Source organism: Microvirga sp. (assembly GCF_014699075.1).
GTDB lineage: Bacteria > Pseudomonadota > Alphaproteobacteria > Rhizobiales > Beijerinckiaceae > Microvirga.
This window is the reverse complement of record NZ_JACXAB010000001.1, coordinates 121,108-138,823: the sequence shown is the minus strand read 5'-3', so window position 1 is coordinate 138,823 and position 17,716 is coordinate 121,108. Positions and strand designations below refer to the sequence as shown.

Here is a 17,716-nt window from a genome sequence, read left to right as displayed (position 1 = left end):
GGACGCAAGCGCTTAACGAACTTGACAGGCAGATCATCCGCCGAAGGCCATTATCCTGTGGATTCTGGGTAACCATAGGGAACCGCCTTACAACATCCCAAAAGCTTATCATCCAAGCGTTTCAGCCTTGTCTGGAGACGGCCCCTTAGGGAACCGCGACCGTGACAAGGGCAGTGTTAACGAAATGGGTAAACGAATGGTTTACGAGGCCCGCAAGACGCAAGCTTGAGGCAAGATTTCGCCGAGGGGATTGAGATCACAGGAATTTTTTGTCCGCGGCGGTAAGGAAAGCTCAACCTCCATCGGTGATGGTGTCGCATGTCTGGCGGATAACTGAGCGATCCGCGAGGCGAAATGAAACAGCGACGTGTGGAGTTGAATCAAGATGAAGTCGCGGGACACGCTCATCCGCCTCAAGCGCTTTCAAGTCGACGAGAAACGTCGCCGGGTGGCGCAGATCGAGATGATGATCGCCGAGTTCGACCGCATGGCGGCTGACCTTGATCGGGAAATCGCAGCGGAAGAGCAGAAGGCCGGTATCACCGACCTCAACCACTTTGCCTATCCGACCTACGCACGCGCTGCGGCCCAAAGGCGCGACAACCTGCGCCTCTCGGCTCAGAACCTGCACATCCAGCTCGACGACGCAAAGGCTGAGTTGGGCGAAGCGTTCGAGGACCTGAAGCGGGCCGAGAGCCTCGAGGACCGCGAGCGCTCCCTGGATGCCGCCATCAGCCAGGCTGGTCAAAGCCGCGCTGTCCGCGCCACGGCCTAAAACACCGCCGCACTGAATTCCGAGAGGGCGCGCCAGAACGGCGCGCCCTTTTTCATGTCCCTGGGGGCAGCAGCGGAATGTGGGGAGCCGCCGCCCGGGGGAGGAACCCGTGAAGACGCGGGTCGTCCGCGACCTCGATAGCACGCCGATAGGGCGTGAAGCCCGAGCGGATATAAAAGGCAAGGGCGCTGGGCGAGTCGAGCGTGCAGGTGTGGACGAAGAAGCGCCGCGTCGGCCGGGCGAAAGCACGACGGACGGCCTCGTTGATCAGGAAGCGTCCTGCGCCCTGGCCGATGAAGCCGGGCGTCAATCCCAGAAAGGCGAGCTCGACCTCGTTGTCGCCGCGAAAATCCAGTTCGAGCAGGCCCACATCGCCTGTGCCGTCATGAAGGGCGAGGGCCTCCACCTTCGGGTCGTCGAGGATCGCCGCGAGCGCATCGTCCGGCATCAAGGCTCGGCTGAACCAGAGCCAGGGCTCACCCACTTTGCGGAACAAGGACCGGTAGCGTGGCCGGTCGTGGTCGATGCGCTGGAGCGTCCAGCCTTCCGGCCGGTGGATCGAGGGAAGGTCGGGCGGTTCTCGCATTTCGAGATAGGTGACGATCGTCGCGATTTTGCCGGGAGGCAGATCGGTATAGCCGTTGAGGTTGAGAGCTGCTGCTGAAGCGCTCGTCATAGCGGATCGCCTTCTCGGGGCATCAGGGAACAAGGCTGCTTGATAAAGCGATTGCTTCCCCGCGTCACCCGGCGCGCTTGGACTTTATGTCATGGACCTGAACGCCATTATCCCCTTGCAGACCAAGGGGATTGTGGGCACAGAAGAGCCAATGAGGGAGATGTGCCGGCTCGATGAAGAATGTGCGTGAGTTCATTTGGCCCGTGATCGGGCTGCTGGCAGTCATCGTGTCCGGCTGGCTTCTTTACCGAGAATTGCGCGGCATGTCCTTGGACGACGTCTGGGACAGCCTGACCGCCGTTCCATCCCACCGTTACGCTCTGGCCGCACTCTCGACCCTCTTCGCCTATGCGGCGCTCGCCTGGTACGACCGGATCGCGCTGCTGCATCTCGGTGTGCGTCACATTTCCTGGCTGTTCGTATCGGTCACGTCGTTCACGACCTATGCGCTCTCCCACAACATCGGCGCTTCGGTCTTCTCCGGTGCCGTCGTGCGCTACCGGGCCTATACGTCGAAAGGCCTGAGCGCCCCGCAGATCGCCGTGCTGGTGGCCCTGTGTTCCTTCACTTTCGGGCTCGGAACCATTCTGCTCGGCGGGCTGGTGCTGGTGGCCGATCCGACCCTTCTGCACCGGCTCGAGGAGCTTCTGCCCTCGATGCTGACCAATCCGGCGACCGCGCGCATCGTCGGGCTGATGCTGCTCGGCTTCGTGGCGCTCTACGTGATCGGCTCCGTCCTGCACCTTCCGCCGCTCGTCATCCGTAAGGCCAAGCTCGAATATCCGCGTCCGGCCATCATGGTGCGCCAGCTGATCGCCGCTCCGCTGGAGCTTCTGGGCGCCGCCGGCATCATCTATTTCGTGCTCCCGGCGCATCTGGAGCCGAGCTTTATCGTCGTGCTCGCCGTGTTCCTGGCCTCATTCTCGGCGGCCCTTGTGAGCCATGCCCCCGGTGGCCTGGGAGTATTCGAGCTCGTCTTCCTCACGGCCATGCCGGACGTCCCCAAGGCGGACGTGCTGGCGGCGCTCATCATCTTCCGCCTGTTCTATCTCCTGATTCCCTTCGGCCTGTCACTTGTGGTTGTGCTCCTGTTCGAGCGGGCGCGGCTGGCGCAGGCCTGGCGCGGACGAATGGTGGTTGCGGACGGCTCCGTGCCGCCGCCGCCGCTGTCATCGTCCGATCAGTAGGAGTCAGGGAGGCGCAGGCGCTCAGGCCGGGCGTTGGCCCGGCTCTGGCACGGCGATGCCGGCCTGCATGTATTCGTTCAGCTTGTTGCGCAGGGTGCGGATCGAGATGCCGAGGATCCGGGCCGCATGGGTCCGGTTTCCGAGGCAGGAATCGAGCGTGTCGAGGATCAGGTGCCGCTCCACGTCGGCGATGGTCCGGCCGACCAGAATGCGCCGCAGGGTCTGGATGGTCTGTTCCGGACCAGCAGGGCAGGGCGAAGCGGCTGTTGCTTCGAGGGAGACTGGTCGTTCCAACAGATCCTGGGTGCCGAGCACGTTGAGAGCCTGCCTTTAGGAGAGGTGATTCAGGAGTTTATGCTCATGGTATGGTTAGGAAGCTCTTAACGGCCGAGCTTTGCCACTGAACTGTTAGCCCTCAAATGGAAAAGGCGCTGGCTCGGGTGAGCAGCGCCTCGTGGTCGGACCTGCCGGCGTGCTTACTGCCGGTATTGCTGGATGCGCGTGGTGCGCAGGCCCGCCAGACCATGCTGGTCGATGGACAGCTGCCAGCTCAGGAACTCCTCGGTGGTCAGCGTGTAGCGCTGACAGGCTTCTTCGAGGCTCAGGAGACCGCCGCGGACGGCAGCCACAACCTCGGCCTTGCGGCGGATAACCCAGCGGCGAGTGCTGGTCGGGGGAAGGTCGGCAATCGTCAGGGGACTGCCATCAGGCCCAATGACATACTTGACCCTTGGGCGGTGGGGTTCGGTCATGATACGCTCACACAAAAATTCAACGACCTCAGTGGCTCGAACTTACGCGACGGGACTTAATGTTTTCCTAAGCCCAATCAGGCGGTTATCGAGAGTGCCTAAGCTTAGCCATAAACATTAACATTGGCTTATTTCGGCGCACTTTCCCTTTAAGAATTGTGGCGCACGAGCATCGGACCCAAATGTGGACTTGCAGTTTTGGGATCCATTCCGATGCTCATCCTCTGAGCTGACGCATCGTTTGCCGCGCAAAACCGGGTCCACTTTTCCGCACGATGCGCTATAGAGGACCTTTAACCCTTCCCGTGCGCCGCCTTGAACGTCGCCCATGGATGGAATGATGCTCAACTCACTCGACCTGCCTACAGAACCCTCGAAGACCCGCGTCGTGGTTGCGATGTCGGGCGGCGTGGACTCGTCCGTCGTCGCGGCCCTGCTCAAGCGCGAGGGCTATGACGTCATCGGCATCACGCTTCAGCTCTACGATCACGGGGCTGCCGCGCACCGGAAAGGCGCCTGCTGCGCCGGCCAGGACATCTACGATGCCCGGCGGGTGGCGGAGGCCATCGGCATTCCCCATTACGTGCTCGATTACGAGGCCCGCTTCCGCGAGGCCGTGATCGACCGCTTCACCCAGAGCTATCTGGCGGGCGAGACACCGATCCCCTGCGTCGAGTGCAACCGCTCCATCAAATTCCGCGATCTCCTGGAGACGGCGAAGGAACTTGGCGGCGATGTGCTCGCCACAGGCCATTACGTGGCAAGCCGTGCCCTACCGGAGGGACGCCGGGCGCTGCATCGGGCGGCCGACCCGGACCGGGACCAGAGCTACTTCCTCTATGCGACGACCCCGGAGCAGCTGGATTTCCTGCGCTTCCCGCTGGGCGAGCTGCCCAAGGAGCAGACCCGCGAACTGGCGCGCGAGTTCGGGCTCACCGTGGCCGAGAAGGCCGACAGCCAGGACATCTGCTTCGTCACGCAAGGCCGCTACAGCGACGTGATCGAGCGCCTCAAGCCCGGCGCCGTCCATGGCGGCGAGATCGTCCATATCGACGGCCGGGTGCTCGGGCGCCACGAGGGCATCATCCACTACACGGTGGGGCAGCGGAAGGGCTTAGGGCTTTCCGTCGGCGAGCCGCTCTATGTTGTCCGGCTCGAAGCCAAGGAGGCCCGCGTGGTGGTGGGCCCCCGGGAGGCGCTGGCCACCCGGCTCATCCGCGTGACGGATGTGAACTGGCTCGGCGACGTGCCCCTCGACTCCTTGAGCGAGAAGGGCATGGAGGTGGCCGTGCGCGTGCGCTCCACCCGCGAGCCGCGCCCGGCGATCCTTCGATCCACAGGAACCAGCACTACAGTCGAGCTGTTATCGGCGGAAGACGGGGTGTCTCCCGGTCAAGCTTGTGTCATCTATGAGAGCGATGCTCCGCGGGCACGTGTGCTTGGCGGGGGGACGATTGCTCGCACAATGGCCGAAGCCGCACCCGCCGCGGCCTGAGGCCTTGACCGAAGGGACCTTTATGACGGATGGAGCGACCACCGTCCTGATGCGCAAGGCTTATGCGCGTTGGGCGCCGATCTACGACCTCGTCTACGACAAGCTCACCGAGCCGGCCGCCCGCGCGGCCGTGAACGCCGCCGTTGCCTGCGGGCCGAAGGTGCTGGAGGCCGGCGTCGGCACGGGCCTGTCCCTGGGCTATTACCCCATGCATGCCGAGGTCTACGGGGTCGATCTCTCGGAGGACATGCTCCGCCGGGCCCAGGAAAAGGTCGACAGGCGCGGCCTCACCTATGTGAAGAGCCTGCAGGTGATGGACGTCACCCGCCTCGGCTTCCCGGATGGGACCTTCGACGCAGTAACGGCGCAGTTCATCATCACCCTGGTGCCCGAGCCGGAGACGGCGCTCGACGAGTTCATGCGCGTGCTCAGGCCCGGCGGCGAGATCGTGCTCGCCAACCACTGGGGTCAGCCCTCCGGCCCCGTCGCCAAGGTCGAGGAGATGGTCTCTCCCATCGCCAAGGCCATCGGCTGGAGCTCGGCCTTCAAGGCGTCGCGGGTCGAGGCCTGGGCTCAGCGGACGGGCCGCATGGAGGTCGTGGAGCTGAGATCCCTGTTCCCGAGCGGCTTCTTCAAGCTGATGAGAATCAAGAAGAAAGCCTGACGATCAGGGTGGGAGGAAGAGCCGAAGGCCCAGCCTGCGGGACGTGACTTTCGGGCTCGAAGCCCTATCTCAAGGAGCAAGGGCAACCTCAGATCACGAAAGCACTTCCAATGCGCCTTTTCATGTTCACGTCCCAGGCCAAGGACGATCTTCACGCTTTTGCAGGTGATGAATCCGGCACGAAGCTCCCGGCCAAGTATGCCCCCTGGGGGCTGACCGGCACGCTGAATTCCCGCGAGACCCCGCCGCACAAGTTCAACCGCAAGGCCATCGAGCAGGCGGTCTCCAGCGAGGGCTTCCAGCTCTGGCGGATGAAGCCCAAGGGCTGACCCGAGCGACCCATGGTTAACCCTGGACGGACGAAGGTCTTCGGGTGCGCCGCGCCGAAATCCTGCCGTCCAGGCGCATGGCCGACGGGGTGGCGACAAATCCGTACTTTCCCCGCGGGTCTTTCTTGACACCGAGGGCGAACCTTCCCTATATCGCGCATGCCTGACGCGGGGTCCGCCCCGCTGCCTGGGGCGGAGTAGCTCAGTTGGTCAGAGCAGAGGAATCATAATCCTTGTGTCGGGGGTTCAAATCCCTCCTCCGCTACCATCGATCCATTAGGTGATCGAAATCATTGAAAGTTATCTTCTGGCCTCGGGCCTGGTAGCGCTTCCAGCACGAAAAGCTCAATAATTTCTGTTGGCTAAGCAGGTGTTTGCAGTGATTGTGAGCGTCTGCTTTCGACCGAGCCTGTGTCAAAACTCAGTGCCGCCAGATCTCGACGAAATTTCCGTTCAAGTTCACGCTTCTGTGCCGAGGATTTCACGGTTTATCTCGGCTCGCACGAAATCGAATTGCTCCACAGAGCGGCCAGATCGTGTTTTGACACAGGCTCGACCCAGAGCAGAAGTTTGCAAAGGGCAGGGGATCCTCGTTGCCTGACTCTAAGAGACCTCTGCAGAAATGAGTCTCGCCTGACACCGCTTGATCATGCGAGTGGAGCATGAATCAACTCTGCTCCGTTCAGGCGACCCCCCCTCTGGTGCCTCCGCGCAACAACATTGATTTTATCTCCACTGGACCCGGTCAGGAACTCCTGCCACGCTGTGCCATCCAGCCGTTGAGCCGGAGCTATCGTAAAGCGCGAACTGCCAGGGGAGAACAATTTGATGATACGAAACAGCGTATTTGTCTCTGCCGCAGCGATCCTGCTCGCGGGACTGTCCATGCCTACCCTCGCAGCATCGCTGCGCTATGCGAACCAAGGCGACCTTAAGTCCCTCGACCCTTATACTCTCAACGAGACAACCACGAATGCCCATCTGGGGCATGTCTACGAGGGTCTGACGCGGCGCGGAAAGGACCTCGCGGTTCAGCCGGCCCTCGCGGAACGCTGGGAGATCAGTGATGATGGCCTGACCTGGCGCTTCTTCCTGCGCAAGGGCGTCAAGTTCCACAACGGTAGCGATTTCACGGCGGATGACGTGATCTTCTCGGCCACCCGGGTGCGGGCGCAGGGATCGAACTTCACGACCCGCGTGCCGACCAGTGCCGAGCTCGTGAAGGTCGACGACTACACGGTTGACGTGAAGCTCAAATCTCCGAACCCGATCCTGAACTCCCAGTGGGACACCTGGTACATCATGGACAAGGAATGGGCGGAGGCGAATAACGCCACAGCGCCTACTCCGGCAGCCGCCACGACCCCAAGCTTCTCGTCGCTGAATGCGAACGGGACCGGTCCGTTCAGGATCGAAAGTCATCAGGCTGGCGTCAAGACGGTTTTCAAGCCGAACCCTAGCTGGTGGGACAAGCCAGAGCACAACCTCGATGAAATCGTCTTTACACCCATCGCAAGTGATGCCACCCGCGTTGCTGCGCTCCTGTCAGGCGAGGTTGATGTCATCGAACCGGTCCCCGTACAGGATATCGCGCGTGTCAACTCTTCCCCGAATGCCCAAGTGCTCACAGGGCCGGAACTCCGGACGATCTTCCTCAACATGGACTCGGCCCGTGACGAGCTTCTGTTCTCGAACGTGAAGGGCAAGAACCCATTCAAGGACGTGCGGGTTCGGGAAGCCTTCTTCAAGGCGATCGATATCAATCTTATCCGCGACCGCGTCATGCGGGGATTGTCCACCCCTTCAGCACTGATGATCGCGCCCGAACTTTTCGTCTACTCAAAGGACTTCGAGCGTCCGAAGTATGACCTCGACGGTGCCAAGAAGCTGCTGGCCGACGCTGGCTACCCGAACGGGTTCGAAGTCGGTATGGACTGTCCTAACGACCGTTATGTCAATGACGAGGCTATTTGTCAGGCCATTGTCAGCATGCTGGCCCGCGCTGGCGTGAAGGTAAACCTGACGGCGCAGCCGAAGGCGCTCTATTTTGGGAAAGCCGGAAAGTCGGGAGGCTACACCACCTCGGTTTCGCTGCTCGGCTGGACCCCTGGCACCTTCGACAGCCACAATGTTCTCTATGACGTCATGGGCTGCCGCGACGTTCCTGGATCCAGCCGGGGCGAGACCAACTATGGCGGGTACTGCAACAAGGACCTTGATGCTGTGACCGACCAGATCCTGGTCGAAACGGATCCGGAGAAGCGCAACCAACTGATCAAGAAGGCATTTGAAATCGCTACCAAAGACTACGGCCATATCCCGTTGCACCAGCAGGCCCTTGCTTGGGGCGTGTCGAAGAAGGTCAAGCTCGTCCAGCGAGCCGACAACCAGCTCCTGTTCTATTGGGCAAAGAAGGAATAGCGCTAAACAGAAGAGTACTCACCTTATTGGAGCAAACATGCTTCACAAGGCAGGATCTCCTCACTAGCCATCGTTAGGCAAGTGGGGAGATCTTCTGTCATCCGTCTGCACATTTCGGTTGGCAGACAGCTGAAGTGTCCGCGCAGTGCCCAAATGGACAGCTGACGAGTGTCGACCCGATGTTTAATCAGCGGAATGGAACACAGCAGGAGGCTTCCCCACCAAGCATCGGCACATCGTGCGAAGGTTTGGGAGAGGAAGAATCGGTTGCGTGAATGGAGGAAGGTCAGGTCTGGCACTAAGCTGAAGTTATCTGGAGTCTCAGCGTCAGCCGAAAGAACGCAGGCGGAAGGTAAAGATCGAAAACTAGGGGATTGGCGGTATCGGTCCTCCGCTACCACTTCAGATCCATGATCTTACAATCCCTTGCTAGAACTCACGCCGCATTCGGCGTCGCGGCCGCGCGCAGCAGCATGCCGAAGAGGTCGCGGGGTTCGTCGGGGTCGGCCAGGAGGTCGAGTTCGTCGGAGAGGCCTGTCTGCTCGATCTGGCGCTTCACGTAGCGCAGGGCCGAAAAATCCTCGATCGCGAAGCCCACGGAATCGAAGAGGGTGATCTGACGCTCGCCTGTGCGGCCGGGTTCGAGCCCGGCGATCACGCGCCACAGTTCCTGAACCGGGTAATCCGGCGGAAGCTGCTGGATCTCGCCCTCGATGCGGGTCTGCGGCGGATATTCCACGAAGATGTCGGAGCGCTTCAGGATGTCGGCATGCAGCTCGGTCTTGCCGGGGCAGTCGCCGCCGACCGCGTTGATGTGGAGCCCTGAGCCGACCATGTTGTCGGTGAGGATCGTGGCGTTCTGCTTGTCAGCCGTCACCGTCGTGACGATCTGGACGCCTTCCATCGCCTCCTCGATGGAGTTGCAGACGGTGATGCCAAACCCTAAGCCCGCAAGATTGCGCACGCATTTCGTGCTGGCCGAGCGGTCGATGTCGTAGAGCCGCAGGGTGTCGACGCCGAGGAGCGCCTTGAACGCCAGGGCCTGGAATTCGGCCTGTGCCCCATTGCCGATGATGGCCATGGCGCGCGCGCCCTTGGGGGCGAGGTGCTTGGCGGCCACCGCCGATGTGGCGGCGGTGCGAAGCGCCGTGAGGATGGTCATCTCGGTCAGGAGCACGGGATAGCCGGTTGCCACATCGGCCAGCACGCCGAAGGCCGTCACGGTCTGGCGTCCCTCGCGGGTGTTCTTGGGGTGCCCGTTCACATACTTGAAGCCATAGACCTCACCGTCGCTGGTGGGCATGAGCTCGATCACGCCCTCACGGCTGTGCGAGGCCACCCGCGGAGTCTTGTCGAAGGATTCCCAGCGCCGGAAATCGGCCTCGATGCATTCCGCAAGCTCCAGCAGGAAGCGCTCCGCGCCAATCGTGAGGACGAGCTTCATCATGTTGTCGACGCTGACGAAGGGGACGACGTTCAGTTTCAGGTTCATGGCTCAATGGTTCTTCGGGGTATGACGGTAGCTCTGGGTCGGGCGGTCGAGCACGCGCCGGCCCATGAGGCTTGAGACGAGGTCGACCATCAGCAGGGCCGTGCGGCCGCGCTCGTCGAGGAACGGGTTGAGCTCGACCAGATCAATGCTTCTCACCAAGCCGCTGTCGTGAAGCATCTCCATGATGAGATGCGCCTCACGGAAGGTCGCGCCGCCGGGAACGGTCGTGCCGACCCCGGGGGCAATGCCCGGATCGAGGAAGTCCACGTCCAGGCTCACGTGGAGAATGCCGTCGGCGGCAGCCACACGCTTGAGGAACGCGTCGAGGAGCGGCGCGACGCCATTCTCGTCGATGGAGCGCATGTCGTGGACCGTCACGCCGACTGTGGCAAGCGCGGCCCGCTCCGCCGGGTCGACGCTGCGGATCCCCATCATGCACACGTTCTGCGGTTTGAGCGGGTTGGCGACAGCCGGGAAGTAGCCATCGAAGCCTTTAAGGCCCGTCGCATAGGCCATCGGCACCCCATGGAGGTTGCCGCTCGTGGTCGTCTCCAGCGTGTGGAAATCCGGATGGGAGTCGAGCCAGAGGACGAAGAACTCGCGGCCTTCCTTGGCGGCTCGGCGGGCCAGCCCGGTCATGGAACCGGCCGAGAGGCTGTGATCCCCGCCGATGAAGATGGGCATGCCGTCGCCGCTCGCCTGATAGGCGGCCTCGGTGATGGCTTCGGTCCAGGCCACCGTTTCGGCTAAGGCCTTGATGGCGCCGTTCGGGTGGCGCACTTCGCGCTGGGGCGCAGGCACGATGTTGCCGCGGTCTTCCACCGCATAGCCGAGATTGCGCAGCTCCGTCACCAGCCCGGCCGTCCGGAAGGCGCTGGGGCCCATGTCGCAGCCGAGCCGGCCGGCGCCCTCCTGCACGGGTATGCCCAGCACGATGCATGTGGTCGAAGCCATCCATCTCTCCCTATCTCGCCGTCAAGCTACCGGAGTGCCTTGGCAGAATGAACAAGATACTTTGACAAAAGGCGCAGAGGTTGTGATCATTATGGCCAGTTCAGCTAACCATAATGGCAACTGATGGATGATCTCGACCAGCGCCTGATCACACTCCTGCGGCACAACGGGCGGCGGAGCGTCTCGGACCTTGCCCTCACCCTCGGCGCCTCTCGGGCGACAATCCGAGCGCGCATGGAGCGCCTCGAGCGCTCCGGCGACATCGTCGGCTATACGGTGATCCTCCGGGCCGATGCGGTGGCCTTGCCGGTGCGGGGGATCATGCTGATCGAGGTTGAGGGCAGGGCCGGCGACCGGGTGGTGGACGCGCTCGGCGGCTTTCCTGAGGTGAGCGCCATCCACACCACGAACGGCAAGTGGGATCTCATCGTCGAACTGGGCGCCAGCAGCCTCTCTGACTTCGACGCCATCCTGCGGCGGGTGCGCCTGATCCCGGGCGTCATCGCGTCGGAAACGAACCTCCTTCTGGCAACGCCGCGCAGCACCCGTGCCAAGCTCTAGATCGCTTCCACAGCAGCGATGCCTCTCCGGACTGGCGCGACTATCTCCATTCGCTACAGTGCGGGCTGTTCTCAAGAGGGCCATCCATGTCCAAGGAAGTCGTTGAAGTTCCCATTCTGTCCGAAGGCGTGCGGAAGGTGGGCGTGCCGCTGTCCATGGTGACGAGGGCGAACGGGTTCGTGTTCGTGTCGGGAACGCCGCCTTTCAACATGGAGAGCGGCGGTTTCGTGAAAGGCGATATCGAGGTGCAGACGGAGGCTTGCCTCCGGGCGCTTCAGCATTGCCTGGAGAGCGCCGGCACCTCCCTCGACAAGGTGGTGATGGTGCGGATCTATGCGGCCAATGCCGGGTTCTACGGCGCCATCAACCGCGTCTATGCGCGCTTCTTCCCTAAAGATCCGCCCTCACGCACCTTCGTGCCGGTGGCGTCCTGGCCGATGGAGTTCGACATCGAGATCGAGTGCATCGCCGTGGCCTGAGCCAAGTCACGCTGCTGCGTGCGGTCGTGATGTCCGGGACGGGACAAAATCCTCTGCCGGACTGCGAACGGCGTTGCGGCCGTCAGCCTTCGCCCGATAGAGGGCCTGGTCCGCTGATTCGAGAAGGGTGTTCCTCTCACTCGCACGGGAGGGCCGCGCCGATGCGACGCCGATGCTCACTGTTGCGATGTGATAAGGGCTGCCATCATGCGCCATTGCCATCGCGTTGACGGTTTCGCGAATGGCGTCGGCAATCCTCATGGCGCCGGTCAGATCCGTCTCGGGCAGGATGATGGCGAACTCCTCGCCGCCATAACGGGCTGCAATGTCCCGCGGGCGCCGGATGTTGGCGTCGAGGGTGCCGGCGATCGCGCGCAGAACCTCATCGCCGCGGCCATGTCCGTAGCGATCGTTGAAGCTCTTGAAATAATCGGCATCGATAAAAAGCAGGGATAAGGCGGAGCCCGAGCGGACAGCCTGGCGCCATTCGCGCTCGAAGGTCTCGCGGAATGCGCGACGGTTCGGCAGGCCCGTCAGGTCATCGGTTCTGGCAATCCGCCTGAGCTTGGTCTCGGCTCTCGTGCGGCGCTTCAGCTCCCGCTGGAAGAGAAACGTCAATCCGACCACGGCACAGCAGAGAACCAGCGTCACGAGGCTGAGGACTAGGGCCTTCCTCTCCCAGGCGGCGAAAACCTCATCCATCGACAGCGCCACGGTGAGCACGAGAGGGTACTTTTCCAACCGTCCAAAGGAGATGATGCGGTGTACGCCATCGATAGGGGACACCGAGTCGAATGTGCCGGACTTCTCCCTCAGGAGCCGCTGGACATGAGGAGAGCCGCCCAGGTCCTGATTGATCTGGTTCTCGTCGAAGGGATAGCGCGTCAGCAGGACACCGTCGCCTCGAAAGAGATTGATGGCTCCATGCCGGCCAAGGCTCAGGTGCTCAAACCGATGGTTGATGGTGTTCAGGGCAATCGAACCGATGACCACTCCGGCGAAGCCGCCGTTGGGATCGGAGAGTCTTCGGCTGATCCCGATGGTGAGATCGCCATGGGGTGCTTTGCTTCGGTAGGGGCGGCTCACGTGCAGCCCGAGGTGATGCGTGTTCTTGTGAGCCGTGAAGTACTCGCGGTCTGAGACGTTGAGCGACCGTGAGGCGATCACGGGTCCTGCATCGGCAATCAGGTTGCCGTTCTTGTCCACCAGCAGGAGGGCTGCCATGAAGTTGGCCGAAGCCGCACGGTCGAACAGCATCCGGTATTGGAGATCGGGGGACAATTGATGCGAGCTGAGGTGGCTCAGGCCCTCCATGGCTCCCTTGAGGGATAGATCGAGCAGTTCAAGGTTGTTGTCGAGATCGCGGGCGATGGTGGTCAGCACGTTCCTGGAGGATCGTTCGGCCTCCTGCCAGGTGCCGAGCCGGTCCATCCAGAGCGTGTGGGCGGAAATCCCCAGAATGCCGAGGGCGATCACGCCTGCGATCAGGTGCAAATAGACTTCTGATAACAGGCGCTTCATTCGGCTGCACAACGATCTTGTTTGAATTTATTCTATAGGTGAAGCCAGTGGAATGAGCCAACAGAATTGTTGGCTGGAAGATGGTAGTCATTAGTCTGTTGTGGAGACGGACCCTGCTCTTGGAATAAAGCTGAGTGCCTTTAAGGCATTTTTAGCTTTAATATTTGTTATACTGTTTGGAATATGGTCTGAAGACGACGTTTCTGTCGCTCCGTCCAGTCCAAAAATCCGCCATGAGAGGAGGGCGGCTATGTTCGGTCCCTCGCAGTCTCACCGAATCTGGCGAATGATGAACGCCCTGATCGATGCCCGGCCGGAATGGGCCGACAAGGAGGTCTTCGAGGCGGATCGTGAGAAAATCCTTCGGTATGGGACTTCCATCGGTCTCAGCGTGGAGGAGCTTCTCCGAATGACCGAGCCGGACGCCATCCTGGGGCTCTGGACTGCAGCCGAGGCAGCACAGGCTCAAGATTGAGCAGCCGGAGCATGGAATCGGGCGCGGCTATGAAAGCTGCCACGCCCGATCACTTTCCTTACTGTGTTTTCTTGGCTCGCCGCGAGAGCATGTTGAGGCCCTCAATGAGGCCAGAGAACGCCATCGCTGCGTAGATATAGCCTTTAGGCACGTGAGCGCCGAAGCCTTCTGCGATCAGGACCATGCCGATCATGAGCAAGAAGCCGAGCGCGAGCATGACAACCGTCGGGTTCGCTTGAATGAAGCGCGCCAGCGGGTTTGCCGCCAGTAGCATCACCGTCACGGCCACCAGCACCGCAATCACCATGATCGGCACGTGATCCGTCATGCCGACCGCCGTGATGATGCTGTCGATGGAGAAGACGAGATCCAGCAGCAGAATCTGCACAATGGCGGAGGCAAAACTCATTTGCGCCTTCTCCCCCTCGAATATATCCGGACCTGGATCGGGATCCACATGGTGGTGGATCTCCTTGGTGGCCTTCCAGACCAGGAACAGGCCGCCTGCGATCAGGATCAGGTCGCGCCAAGAGAAACCATGGCCGAAGGCCGTGAAGAGAGGCTCGGTCAGCTGAACGATAATGGCGATGGTCCCCAGCAGACCCAGACGAAGAATGAGAGCCAGCCCGATGCCGATGCGACGTGCTCTTGCCTGCTGGTGAGCCGGCAGCTTGTTGGTTAGGATCGAAATGAAGATGAGATTGTCGATTCCAAGCACAACTTCCATGACGATGAGGGTTGCCAAAGCCGCCCATGCGGTCGGGTCCGCTGCGAGTGCAAATAGTTGGTCCATGAGGCCTTCCGTGGTTGTGAGCCCTTATTTCGTGTACGGCATAGCTTCCACAAGGACTAAGCCGTCTTTCTCACGTATTTTGCGTCACAGAGGCCGGATCACGGCTCTCGATCAGCCCTTTACCTAGGGGCAAAAGAGGCAGGCTGCTGTGCCGAGCATGATGCCAGCCCGCAGCGGAAGCTGAGCCGATCCGGGAAAAAATCTATATCTTGCAATGATTTGCTCATGTCGTTGCCGAATATGGCTGAGCCCATGGAACCGGTAATGACAGCACAAGCGTTCCTCTATGACAGAAACGGAGTTGTGTCATGGCAGGGTCACCAGGACGTTGGCTGTTGACGGCGTCGCTTATCAGCGTTCTGTCAGCGACGGCGCCTGTGCTTGCTCAGGCAGGGCGCCCTTGGGTCGATCCGCCGCCGGAGAGTGGCACTACACCGGCCTCGCCGCCGGCTCCTGCTCCTGCGGCCTCTGCACCTGCGGTTCAACCGTCACAAGCTGCTGCGTCGGCGCCAGCGCCTCAACCGTCTTCGGCCTCTGCACCCTCGGAAGCTCCTAAGGAGAAAGAGGCGGTTGCATCCCGCTCCCCTGCTGAGGTTTCTCCGCGCAAAGAGGGTATAAGTGAACGGGTCGAGCAGAAGGTGGTAACCGAACGCAAGGTGCGCCGTCCCCCACAGCAGGCGCGCAGCGCCACGCGTACTCAGAAGCGGGAGCAGCAGACGGCGCGGCGGCGCGAGCCAGGGTTGGAAGTCTCCCAAGCGCGTCCACCGCGCAATGGAATCGAGCGGCGGGCTCGGATCACGCGCTATGGATCGGCTCAGGAAGGGGTCGATGCAGGACTTGAGGTCATGCGGCTTCGGACGATCCAGCTCCCGGACGGTCGTCGCATTGAGGTTCTGACGCGCCCCAATCAGGATGTCGCAAGCCAGCTCCCGGACGGCTACTGAACCAATCACTATTCAACAGGCTGCTGTCAGGCCTCATCAAGGGAACTCAGCCCCTATGGAGAGGCTCGGCTGAGTTCATGCGCAGCCATTTCCTGAGTCCGACGACGAATGTCGAGCCAGAGACGCTGCTCGCGTCGGGCATCGGCAAGGGCGCGGTGCTCGGCGGGGCCGAGTTCGTCGTCCTTTCTCTGAGCTTGGGACAGGACCTTGTTCATGAAATCGTCATGAAGGTCAGCCGGCACACCCATTCCGCGCAAGACCTCGTGCACGGTTTGCCGATGAACGGCTTCCGTATCCTGCAGACGCAGGGCATGCCGTGGGAGCCCGGCTGTCCGCAACAGGCGGCTCAGCCATTTCCCATCCCATGACGGCGCTGTTGCATAAAGGTCGTAGCCTCCGAGAGCGGACATCATCCGTTGTGCGACACCTGCCACGGATGCTCCTTCGGCGTACAGCCGATCCCGCGAGAGCCCGTGAATGGTCTCTGCCTTGAGATCCCAGTCGGTCCAGGTCGGATCGGGCCGAATGAGATGGCTCTCCTCTTCGCCATTTGAGAGAACCCAAGCCACCTCGATGGGATATCCATGTTTGCCCAGGGAGGAGGCTTCGAAGTCGAGAAATGCGAGCTTTGGCAAATCGGGCATTACAGATCCGTTGTCCTCCTGCCTTCGCGCATCACTGCGGCCTGCTTTAGTTGCTGCTAGACTTAAGATGCTGACATCTCTTCAGCCAGTTGCGAGCGGATGGCCTGCAGCAGGTCGTCATCGGACAGGCTCGTCTCCCAATCTACTGTCAATTCAATGCGCACGGACTTGGCGCCTCCCGATGGTGTGCAGACCACATGGACCTGATCGCCCGCGCCATCGACACGCGCGGCATCTGTTTTCTCGGGATCATTGCCGAGACCGGCGAAAGCCTGAATGCAGGTCCACGTGATGCCTTCCGCATCACTTACCTCACGTGGCATGTCATGGTCCTTTCAGGCATGTGGAAGTGCACCGGTTCCTGTCAACGCGTGAGGTCTATTGAGGCTCCAAGGGATAACTCAACACGCCTGAACCTCATCCTTCTTGACACATGACACCCTCAGGCAGAGCCTCGCTCGGCTGCCAAATGGCAGAACTCTGTGTGGAGAGGACCATGGCGAAGAACGTGAAGGATCTGCTGGCCGAAGCGAACTCCTCAGTGCCCCGGCTGTCCCCCGATGAAGCTTCCGAGAAGATGCGCTCCGGCGATGTTCTCGTGGTCGATGTGCGTGATCCGACGGAGGTTCAGCAAAGCGGTAAGCTCAAAGGGGCGGTCAATGTCTCCCGCGGCATGCTGGAATTTCGGGCCGACCCGGAAAGCCAGTATCACAATCCGGCATTTCAGAAGGATAAAACCATTCTCCTGCATTGCGCCTCTGGTGGGCGCTCCGCCTTGGCGGGCAAGACCCTGCAGGACATGGGCTATACGGCGGTGTTCAACATCGGCGGTTTCAAGGATCTGTCCGAAGCAGGGATCGAAACCGAGCCGGCCTGATTGGCAGGATGAGCCTTGAATATGAGGACGCTCGGCTTGGAAGGAGCCGAGCGTCGAATGGTAGGGCCAGTGGTTGCCTCGTCCGGCAACGTCACTGAGCGTTGGCAGATGTGAATGCCGAAGAGGGCGAGGTGCTTCTGGTTGCCGAGATGGAGCCAGTCGAGACTGGATCGGCAACAGCCGTGCCCAGCGCATGAAGCAGACCCTTGCGTTTGGCCACGTAATAGTAGCCGCCTGCGTAGAGGGCGACCGCCCGGTCAGAGTTGCCGCCTGCAACTTTATACGCATTGGCGAGATATGGGACTGCGTAAGTGAGATTGGTGTTGGTGTCGAGCAGCCCCGATGGGCTTCCCCGGTATCCCATGCCACGGGCTGTTGCATAGCGGATCTGCATCAAGCCGAAATTGCCTTTGCTCAATGCTCGTGGATTGTAATTGCTTTCTCTTCTGATGACCCTGTGAACCAGAGCCTCCGGAACGCCGTAGGTCCTGGCGTGCTGCGCAACAAGCGAATTGATCGTCGTGCGATCCGTTGCAGCGGCAGGCATGGCCCAGGCCGCAGCCGCGCAGGCAAGAAGAAGACGAGAAATCATGCATATCCCCTTGGTTAGGGGATTTTCTCACCATCAATCGTGGCAATAGGACGTCAGCTTAGCTGTAAGGAGTTCGTAAATCGCC

20 protein-coding genes, 1 tRNA gene and 1 pseudogene are annotated in these 17,716 nt (G+C 61.2%); 12 read left to right on the top strand and 10 right to left on the bottom strand.

Annotated elements, in window-relative coordinates; genetic code table 11:
- Positions 1-385 precede the first annotated feature (385 nt).
- A complete protein-coding gene (locus IC232_RS00725) occupies positions 386-775 on the top strand; it encodes a flagellar export protein FliJ (RefSeq protein ID WP_190842909.1) in 390 nt (129 codons plus the stop codon).
- A gap of 52 nt (positions 776-827) precedes the next feature.
- Here IC232_RS00725 and IC232_RS00720 read toward each other — a convergent pair whose 3' ends face one another.
- Complete coding sequence (locus IC232_RS00720; RefSeq protein ID WP_190842906.1) at positions 828-1,451, bottom strand: GNAT family N-acetyltransferase; 624 nt, start codon at positions 1,449-1,451, stop codon at positions 828-830.
- A 173-nt stretch (positions 1,452-1,624) separates the two neighbouring features.
- Between IC232_RS00720 and IC232_RS00715 the strand changes: the two genes are divergently transcribed.
- Entirely contained in the window at positions 1,625-2,638 is a 1,014-nt protein-coding gene (locus IC232_RS00715; RefSeq protein WP_190842904.1) for a lysylphosphatidylglycerol synthase domain-containing protein, read from the top strand.
- A gap of 21 nt (positions 2,639-2,659) precedes the next feature.
- Here IC232_RS00715 and IC232_RS00710 read toward each other — a convergent pair.
- A pseudogene (locus IC232_RS00710) lies at positions 2,660-2,851 on the bottom strand (helix-turn-helix domain-containing protein); the annotation flags it as partial.
- A 263-nt stretch (positions 2,852-3,114) separates the two neighbouring features.
- A complete protein-coding gene (locus IC232_RS00705; RefSeq protein ID WP_036356763.1) occupies positions 3,115-3,390 on the bottom strand; it encodes a DUF1153 domain-containing protein in 276 nt (91 codons plus the stop codon).
- Between the two features lie 340 nt (positions 3,391-3,730).
- Here IC232_RS00705 and mnmA point away from each other — a divergent pair, with 340 nt between their 5' ends.
- The 5 genes from mnmA (at position 3,731) to IC232_RS00680 (ending at position 8,299) form a co-directional block, all read left to right on the top strand.
- Positions 3,731-4,885 carry a tRNA 2-thiouridine(34) synthase MnmA gene (gene mnmA, locus IC232_RS00700; protein ID WP_190843419.1) on the top strand — a complete coding sequence of 385 codons (1,155 nt, stop codon included), beginning with the start codon at positions 3,731-3,733 and terminating at the stop codon, positions 4,883-4,885.
- A 22-nt stretch (positions 4,886-4,907) separates the two neighbouring features.
- Entirely contained in the window at positions 4,908-5,549 is a 642-nt protein-coding gene (locus IC232_RS00695) for a class I SAM-dependent methyltransferase (protein WP_190842902.1), read from the top strand.
- 122 nt (positions 5,550-5,671) lie between these two features.
- Positions 5,672-5,878: a hypothetical protein gene (locus IC232_RS00690; protein ID WP_246811985.1), complete on the top strand. Its 207-nt coding sequence runs from the start codon at positions 5,672-5,674 to the stop codon at positions 5,876-5,878.
- Positions 5,879-6,069: 191 nt separating this feature from the next.
- Positions 6,070-6,146 (top strand) — tRNA-Met (locus tag IC232_RS00685).
- A gap of 617 nt (positions 6,147-6,763) precedes the next feature.
- Positions 6,764-8,299, top strand: a complete 1,536-nt coding sequence (locus IC232_RS00680; RefSeq protein WP_246811984.1) for an ABC transporter substrate-binding protein — start codon at positions 6,764-6,766, stop codon at positions 8,297-8,299.
- Positions 8,300-8,735: 436 nt separating this feature from the next.
- Here the strand turns inward: IC232_RS00680 and IC232_RS00675 are convergent, their stop codons facing one another.
- A complete protein-coding gene (locus tag IC232_RS00675; protein WP_190842893.1) occupies positions 8,736-9,791 on the bottom strand; it encodes an ornithine cyclodeaminase in 1,056 nt (351 codons plus the stop codon).
- Positions 9,792-9,794: 3 nt separating this feature from the next.
- On the bottom strand, positions 9,795-10,745 hold the full coding sequence (gene rocF, locus IC232_RS00670) for an arginase (protein ID WP_190842890.1): 951 nt from the start codon (positions 10,743-10,745) through the stop codon (positions 9,795-9,797).
- A gap of 123 nt (positions 10,746-10,868) precedes the next feature.
- Here rocF and IC232_RS00665 point away from each other — a divergent pair, with 123 nt between their 5' ends.
- A complete protein-coding gene (locus tag IC232_RS00665) occupies positions 10,869-11,306 on the top strand; it encodes an Lrp/AsnC family transcriptional regulator (RefSeq protein ID WP_190842887.1) in 438 nt (145 codons plus the stop codon).
- Positions 11,307-11,392: 86 nt separating this feature from the next.
- Positions 11,393-11,785: a RidA family protein gene (locus IC232_RS00660; protein ID WP_190842884.1), complete on the top strand. Its 393-nt coding sequence runs from the start codon at positions 11,393-11,395 to the stop codon at positions 11,783-11,785.
- A gap of 6 nt (positions 11,786-11,791) precedes the next feature.
- Here IC232_RS00660 and IC232_RS00655 read toward each other — a convergent pair whose 3' ends face one another.
- Positions 11,792-13,306: a sensor domain-containing diguanylate cyclase gene (locus tag IC232_RS00655; protein WP_190842881.1), complete on the bottom strand. Its 1,515-nt coding sequence runs from the start codon at positions 13,304-13,306 to the stop codon at positions 11,792-11,794.
- Between the two features lie 286 nt (positions 13,307-13,592).
- Between IC232_RS00655 and IC232_RS00650 the strand changes: the two genes are divergently transcribed.
- Positions 13,593-13,781, top strand: coding sequence for a hypothetical protein (locus IC232_RS00650; RefSeq protein ID WP_190842878.1), 189 nt, complete (start codon positions 13,593-13,595; stop codon positions 13,779-13,781).
- 58 nt (positions 13,782-13,839) lie between these two features.
- Here the strand turns inward: IC232_RS00650 and IC232_RS00645 are convergent, their stop codons facing one another.
- Positions 13,840-14,574, bottom strand: a complete 735-nt coding sequence (locus tag IC232_RS00645) for a TerC family protein (protein WP_190842875.1) — start codon at positions 14,572-14,574, stop codon at positions 13,840-13,842.
- Positions 14,575-15,212: 638 nt separating this feature from the next.
- Between IC232_RS00645 and IC232_RS00640 the strand changes: the two genes are divergently transcribed.
- A complete protein-coding gene (locus IC232_RS00640; RefSeq protein WP_190842874.1) occupies positions 15,213-15,518 on the top strand; it encodes a hypothetical protein in 306 nt (101 codons plus the stop codon).
- Between the two features lie 53 nt (positions 15,519-15,571).
- On the opposite strand, the gene IC232_RS00635 is transcribed toward IC232_RS00640, so the two are convergent.
- Positions 15,572-16,162, bottom strand: coding sequence for a transcriptional regulator (locus IC232_RS00635; RefSeq protein ID WP_190842871.1), 591 nt, complete (start codon positions 16,160-16,162; stop codon positions 15,572-15,574).
- A gap of 62 nt (positions 16,163-16,224) precedes the next feature.
- Complete coding sequence (locus IC232_RS00630; RefSeq protein WP_190842869.1) at positions 16,225-16,485, bottom strand: hypothetical protein; 261 nt, start codon at positions 16,483-16,485, stop codon at positions 16,225-16,227.
- Between the two features lie 173 nt (positions 16,486-16,658).
- Here IC232_RS00630 and IC232_RS00625 point away from each other — a divergent pair, with 173 nt between their 5' ends.
- Positions 16,659-17,039 (top strand): rhodanese-like domain-containing protein, encoded by a 381-nt coding sequence (locus tag IC232_RS00625; protein WP_190842866.1) that lies wholly within the window; start codon positions 16,659-16,661, stop codon positions 17,037-17,039.
- Positions 17,040-17,130: 91 nt separating this feature from the next.
- Here the strand turns inward: IC232_RS00625 and IC232_RS00620 are convergent, their stop codons facing one another.
- Positions 17,131-17,631: a lytic transglycosylase domain-containing protein gene (locus tag IC232_RS00620; RefSeq protein WP_190842864.1), complete on the bottom strand. Its 501-nt coding sequence runs from the start codon at positions 17,629-17,631 to the stop codon at positions 17,131-17,133.
- Positions 17,632-17,716 lie beyond the last annotated feature (85 nt).